Annotated in this window: 7 protein-coding genes; all 7 read right to left on the bottom strand. The window is 44.5% G+C overall.

All coding sequences use genetic code 11. The features are described from left to right. Positions 1-265 precede the first annotated feature (265 nt). Positions 266-481 carry a hypothetical protein gene (locus P7J58_RS05035; RefSeq protein ID WP_408555816.1) on the bottom strand — a complete coding sequence of 72 codons (216 nt, stop codon included), beginning with the start codon at positions 479-481 and terminating at the stop codon, positions 266-268. Between the two features lie 159 nt (positions 482-640). Next, complete coding sequence (locus tag P7J58_RS05030) at positions 641-1,519, bottom strand: Rpn family recombination-promoting nuclease/putative transposase (RefSeq protein ID WP_161605683.1); 879 nt, start codon at positions 1,517-1,519, stop codon at positions 641-643. A gap of 168 nt (positions 1,520-1,687) precedes the next feature. Then, entirely contained in the window at positions 1,688-2,695 is a 1,008-nt protein-coding gene (tsaD, locus tag P7J58_RS05025; protein ID WP_029179434.1) for a tRNA (adenosine(37)-N6)-threonylcarbamoyltransferase complex transferase subunit TsaD, read from the bottom strand. After that, the gene (gene rimI / locus P7J58_RS05020) at positions 2,685-3,125 is read right to left on the bottom strand and encodes a ribosomal protein S18-alanine N-acetyltransferase (protein WP_029179433.1); all 441 of its coding nucleotides are present in this window, start codon (positions 3,123-3,125) and stop codon (positions 2,685-2,687) included. The genes tsaD and rimI overlap by 11 nt, the downstream gene beginning before the upstream one ends. Then, positions 3,122-3,805 (bottom strand): tRNA (adenosine(37)-N6)-threonylcarbamoyltransferase complex dimerization subunit type 1 TsaB, encoded by a 684-nt coding sequence (gene tsaB / locus P7J58_RS05015; RefSeq protein ID WP_408555815.1) that lies wholly within the window; start codon positions 3,803-3,805, stop codon positions 3,122-3,124. The genes rimI and tsaB overlap by 4 nt, the downstream gene beginning before the upstream one ends. A 344-nt stretch (positions 3,806-4,149) precedes the next feature. Further along, on the bottom strand, positions 4,150-5,253 hold the full coding sequence (locus P7J58_RS05010; protein ID WP_073259261.1) for a S8/S53 family peptidase: 1,104 nt from the start codon (positions 5,251-5,253) through the stop codon (positions 4,150-4,152). 36 nt (positions 5,254-5,289) lie between these two features. Continuing rightward, positions 5,290-5,871, bottom strand: a complete 582-nt coding sequence (locus P7J58_RS05005) for a hypothetical protein (RefSeq protein ID WP_024397995.1) — start codon at positions 5,869-5,871, stop codon at positions 5,290-5,292. Between the last annotated feature and the right edge of the window lie 129 nt (positions 5,872-6,000).

Raw genomic sequence — 6,000 nt, 5'->3', positions numbered from 1 at the left:
AAGTTGATTGTTTTTTTATTCTAGTGTACAGGTAAATCCACGAATTCTCAACTGGGGGTCTTTACATATTGTCTATACAAGGCACGAGAAAACCCTCGAATGAGCATATCCAGAGGGCTTTGGTACATTTTGTGAATTTTAAAGCATGTTCAGCCTGGGCGATAATCTTATCGGGTTGAATGGTAAAGTTGCGATTGCCGAAAAACTCGAACCATTTTTTGACATCGTAGTCGGAAATGGTTTCGGGTTATATGGAGGGCAGATGTTAGCTATTTGCGTTCAACTCATTTTGAAGTTGAAGAACTCGCTCGAGAGGAAGGTTTAAGCTGTTCGATATGACAACAGCATCAAATCCAGCTAGCAATAAATTACGGGCAGAGGTGATTTGAAGTTCTTCACGTCCTTCTTCACGTCCACCTTCAAACGCAGTCACCAAGGTAGCGTAACTAACCTCAAGGCTATCGATTTGTCTATCCCACATGTCTTTTTCCTCCTTTGTCCAGCTTGTAAAGTCTAAGGCGTGTTCTGCCTGAGATATGATCTTGTCAGGCTGAATGGTAAAATCACGATTGCCGAAAAACTCAAACCATTTTTTGACATCGTAGTCGGAAATGGTTTCGGGTTATATGGAGGGCAGATGTTAGCTATTTGCGTTCAACTCACTTTGAAGTTGGAGAACTCGCTCGAGAGGAAGGTTTAAGCTGTTCGATATGATATCAATATCAACTCCAGCTAACAAGAAATTACGCGCAGAGGTGATTTGAACTTCTTCACGTGCCTCCTCCTGTGCCGTCACCAAGGTAGCGTAGCTAACTTCAAGGCTATCAATTTGCTTATCCCACATGTCTTGTTCCTCCTTTGTCCAGCTTGTAAAGTCTAAGGCATGTTCAGCCTGAGATATAATCTTGTCGGGCTGAATGGTAAAATCACGATTGCCGAAAAACTCAAACCATTTTTTGACATCGTAGTCGGAAATGGTTTCAGGCTGATATTTTTCCAACTCCAGAAAAGCCATCTTCAAGAGGCTATGGTGCTTGGAGCTAGTTTTAGGTTTGACAGTCAGCTCTTCATTAGTCTCTTCTTCACGCAGGCTAAACACGTGGAAGGGCTTATCATCTTCAAAATAATTTTTCTCCAAGAGAGCGATACCGTAAACAGGATAAATCCTCTCGTGAGTGAAATGGGTGTGACCGTGTTCTTGCCGAATTTTTTCAACGTTGTCATGCACCTGCGTACAGATGTAGGCCCAGAGGCGATTGACAAAGGTCTTTTGCTTGGCAATCTGGATTTCAATGACAACTTGTGTGCCATCGTCCAATTTGACTAAAATGTCCGTCACCGTGTAAAAACCTTTAGGCAAGTCATCATTGGGCAGACGAATCTGGTAGCCGTCAAGAAGTTCTACTTCTAGAACAGGCAGGTCCAAAATATCTGAAATAAAAGCCTTGGTCACTTCCGTGTTTTGAAAAATTTTCTTGGCAACCGTGTCTTGCGTTGGTCTTAGTAGGGTATGTCTCACTATACCACATCCTTTCATTTGATTTTTCATGGTAGAGCCAATTTTTGTCTCTACTTATTTATTCGAAATCAAATGAAAAACTTTTCTATATATAGTATACCACAAATGAAAAAAGTAACCCACCACAAAATGTGATGAGTTCGTTTCTAGGTATGTACAAAATTTTCTTTACAAATTTTCAAAAGCCAGACTAGGCTTGGCATTCAAATCCCAACCAGCAAAGTTTTCCTTGTTGTATTCACTGACCGCTGCCAAGGCAATCATACCTGCATTGTCACCGCAGAGGCGAAGCGGGGGAATGATGACCTCCACATCCGTGATTTCAGCTGCCAACCGCTCCCGCAAGCCCTGATTGGCTGCCACACCGCCCGCCACGACCAAGGTCTTGACAGGGTATTGCTCCAAGGCCTTCTTGGTCTTGGCCATGAGAATGTCCATAACACAGGCTTGGAAAGAGGCCGACAGGTCCGCATTGGACAAGGTTTCCCCTTTCTGCTGGGCATTGTGGTAGAGATTGATAAAGGCGGATTTGAGTCCAGAGAAAGAAAACTCCAGATTATCTTCCTTTATCATAGCACGAGGGAAGTTGTAAATGTCCTGCCCCTCATGTGCCAACTCATCGATGACACGACCAGCTGGATAGGGCAGACCCATGACCCGACCCACCTTATCATAGGCCTCGCCGACCGCATCATCTCGCGTCTCACCGACAATCTTGTAGTCGCCCGCCTCTGACATATAGACCAATTCTGTGTGCCCACCGCTGACCAAAAGAGCCAAGAGGGGAAACTCCAATTCCTTGACCGCACGCGCCGCCATCAAGTGCCCTGCCATATGGTTGACAGGAATGAGCGGCAGACCATTGGCCCAGGCAAAGGCCTTGGCAGCCGAAATCCCGACCAGCAAGGCACCGACCAAGCCAGGCCCATAGGTCACAGCCACAGCCGTCAAGTCCTCTGCAGTTACTTTCGCCTCCAACAAGGCCTCCTCGATACAGGCCGTAATCACTTCCACATGGTGACGACTAGCCACCTCAGGCACCACCCCACCAAACCGCTGGTGGCTGGCAATCTGGCTGGCAATGACATTGGCCAAAAGCTCCGCCTCATTTCGCAAAACAGCCACCGAGGTCTCGTCACACGAAGTCTCAATCGCCAAAATCAATCTATCTTTCATTCCGTTCTCTCTTCATTAGCACCGCGTCCTCGACAGGATGACGGTAGTAGTCTTTTCGTTTTCCTATTTTGGTAAAATGCTGGCGTGTATAGAGGGTCTGAGCTGCACTGTTAGACTCCCTCACTTCGAGGAAGATGTCCCCCTCCCAGTCCATCACAGCAGCCATCAGTTGACTGGCGATTCCCATCCTCTGAAAATCAGCCTTGACAGCAATCTGCAAGATTTCCATCTCATCCAGCACCGTCTGAACAGCCAAAAATCCGACCAATTCCTGACCTTTATAGGCCAGATAGTAATCCTCATCCTGACGAGCCATACTGGACACAATCTGCTCCAGAGTCCAGGGAGATTGGTCATAGACCGACTGCATAACTGCCAAAACAGCCTCTGCCAGATTTTCCTGACCGTCGTAGTGTTTAATCTCTATCATACACGTTTGATATAACTTTCTGAGCCTGCTTGGTTGTCCTTGAGCCAGTTTTCCTCTGCCTCTACTCGCTTGAGATAGTTGGGTTCAAAGCTGGTGACATCTACTGCTGGCAAGTCTTGACCAATCACCGCCAGTTGATAGGCAGACGGCAGACTAGTTTGGTAATGGGCAGCTGGCAGAACTTGCTCGATTTGCTCCATAAAATTTTCTACTTCTCCGACAAAGGTAATACTTTCCTTGCCAGACAGGCTAGAAAGCAAGTCTTCAAAAGACCAGTAGCGGTCTGGCTCGACTGCTCTGCCATTTTCATAAACACCTGCATAGACGCAGTTCCGGCGGGCATCGATGAGGGGCACCACCAGACCCGTCAGGCTAGGCGGAACCAGGGACTGAAGACTGGATACCCCCACCAAGTCAATCTTGAGGGTGTAGGCCAAGGTCTTGGCAGTCGCTACCGCTACCCGCAGACCCGTGTAGGAGCCTGGCCCCTGAGCGACTACAATCCTATCCAGGTCTTTGGGCGTCCAGCCCACCTGTGCCACCAAAAAATCGACCACAGGCATGAGGCTGATACTATGATTTTTCTTGACGGCCAGCAGAGTTTCCGCCTGCAAGCGACCATCCTCCACCAAGGCCACTGATAAAGCCTGGTTGGAGCTGTCTAAAGCTAGTATTTTCATAAGTTTCTCTTTCTTTACAATGCTACTCTCTATTGTATGCTAACTTGGGGAATTTTTCAAATATAGAAAACCTCCTATGAGTATGGGGAATTTTTCAAATATAGAAAACCTCCTATGAGTATAGGAGGCAAAAAAATCTCATCAAAAATGAATACTACCGAAATATCCCAGTGTAACAAACAGCATCAACCAGATTGAAAATACAATTTGAAAGAGGGACGTTACGACGACAAATCCTTTTTGTAGCTTGGAAGTAGCCTTAGCAAAGTACCTTGTCGAAAAATAGACTTGAACTCCAACAATAAGGACAACGAACACAATTGAAATTAATTCCATCTAACACCTCACATTTGAGTCGGCAAAATTAACAAGGCAAGAATAACCAGTAACACGTCCGTTACAACGATGTACCGCATATAAGCACCCCGCACCTCACTCTCTTTTCTCGCGGTGAGTATCCCTAGGATTGTCTGGAAAACAAGAAGACCTATCAGAGATAGAGAGAGCACTGTGTAGCTGTTATTTACCAAAGCTTGATGCGTTTCATAACCAGCCAACAATGGAGACTGCTTGCTCTTCACAGACCGTGCACTAAAAAAGTCATCTAGTTGCTTGGTGATTTCTGCATCGGTTTGTCCGACGGAGAGCAAGTGGGCAATTGTCCCCGAAACAAAGGCCGTGCTAAAAGAGGAACCCTCGCTTCGTACAATCCTGTTTTCCATTGACAGCGTTTCTTGAGAGTACGGTGCGTAGTAAGCAATCTCTTCCTGCGGATTCAATAACGTAAAAAATTCATTGTAGGTACCTACGGAGACAACCCCTTCAATCGTCAAAAGAGGGTTTAGGGCCTCTACCTTTTTCAAATCATAAGCTGGGACAACCATATAGCCACCTTGTTGAAGGTAGGCTTCAACCACATCTTCCAATTCTTTACTTGGATTGGTCACCACCATACTCAGATTCACAACATCAACATGATCTTCAATAGCCTGCTGAACAGCTTTGACAAGGTAGTCATTTTTTATCGTCCCGTCATCATCCGTTACCTTGTAGGAAAACAATCTTGCTTCCGGGCTCAATCCCAGCGTTAGCACATGATTATTCTTAGCACCAATGATACTGGCAATCTTTGTCCCGTGACCAATGGTATCAAAGACAGAGGTTGAAGTGGAAAAAACTTGCATATCCTCAACATAAAACTCATCTACCGCTTCTTCCCTTATACCAGAGTCAATGATAGCAACTCTGACCTCCTGAGTCGGCTTTGCTGTCGGATCAATGTTGGGATAATAACGCGATGTTCCCCAACCTGTATGCTGGTGGTTAAGTGGAAAACCCGAAAATTGACCAAGTGGATTGGAAACCAGCCCCTCTCTAAATACCACCGCACAAACCAAGGCAAGAAGACAACTAACAAGCCCAAACAGTCTTAGTATTTTTTGAATCAACCTGCAACTCCTTCTAATTTTATACAAACACATTTATTAATGTCTATGCCAATATGGACTGTGACCAATCCTAGGAGAACAATTTCTATATAAATCCGCTCTACAGTAACGCAAATTGGGATTCTTAATGATAGATTCATAAACACATTGGCTAACAACTGCCATAGCTATGTTACAATCTGAGGTAATAAAATTTTGGTATCCCCAACCATTATCATCTAAACAGTATGGAAGACCACCGCCTGAAAGAATTGCATCTGAATTTTCTGCGGTCTTATCAATATATACCATTGATAACGGTACCTTCATATCAGAATGATTGTAATCCATAGTGGCTTCAATCATACCTTTAATACTCTCCACCTCATCAGGAGTCGCATTCGGAAAAGCCTCATTTGGTAGATCTAAGATTTCTTCAAAACTATATAGAGGCTCCGTCTGTGCTGCAACCTCTATTTGTTGCTCCACAATCAACTGACCTTCAGCCATTTCACTAATAACAACAGCCTCAGAATGGTCTCCGTGACTAGAGTGGTCTCCATGAGACTCAGCAAACACTAAAGAAGCTGGAAAAACCAATGAAAACAGCATAGTAACTGCTAAGAACTTCTTTTTCATAAAACTACTCCTATCTTTTTATAGTACATCTACATTGTATCATCTTCAAAACGAAATAAAGTCCACTTACAAATCTGTAAGTCAATTTTTTAAACTTACAAATATGTAAGTCATTTTAACAAATAAAAT

This window comes from Streptococcus suis (genome assembly GCF_046032535.1).
GTDB classification, from domain to species: Bacteria; Bacillota; Bacilli; order Lactobacillales; family Streptococcaceae; genus Streptococcus; species Streptococcus suis_AK.
This window is presented reverse-complemented; position numbering and strand designations above follow the sequence as displayed.

Bases quoted from the DNA above. Each gene is read 5' to 3' on its own strand.
- P7J58_RS05035 (WP_408555816.1), bottom strand. From the start codon at position 481: ATGTGGGATAGACAAATCGATAGCCTTGAGGTTAGTTACGCTACCTTG.
- tsaD (WP_029179434.1), bottom strand. From the start codon at position 2,695: ATGAAAGATAGATTGATTTTGGCGATTGAGACTTCGTGTGACGAGACC.
- rimI (WP_029179433.1), bottom strand. From the start codon at position 3,125: ATGATAGAGATTAAACACTACGACGGTCAGGAAAATCTGGCAGAGGCT.
- tsaB (WP_408555815.1), bottom strand. From the start codon at position 3,805: ATGAAAATACTAGCTTTAGACAGCTCCAACCAGGCTTTATCAGTGGCC.
- P7J58_RS05005 (WP_024397995.1), bottom strand. From the start codon at position 5,871: ATGAAAAAGAAGTTCTTAGCAGTTACTATGCTGTTTTCATTGGTTTTT.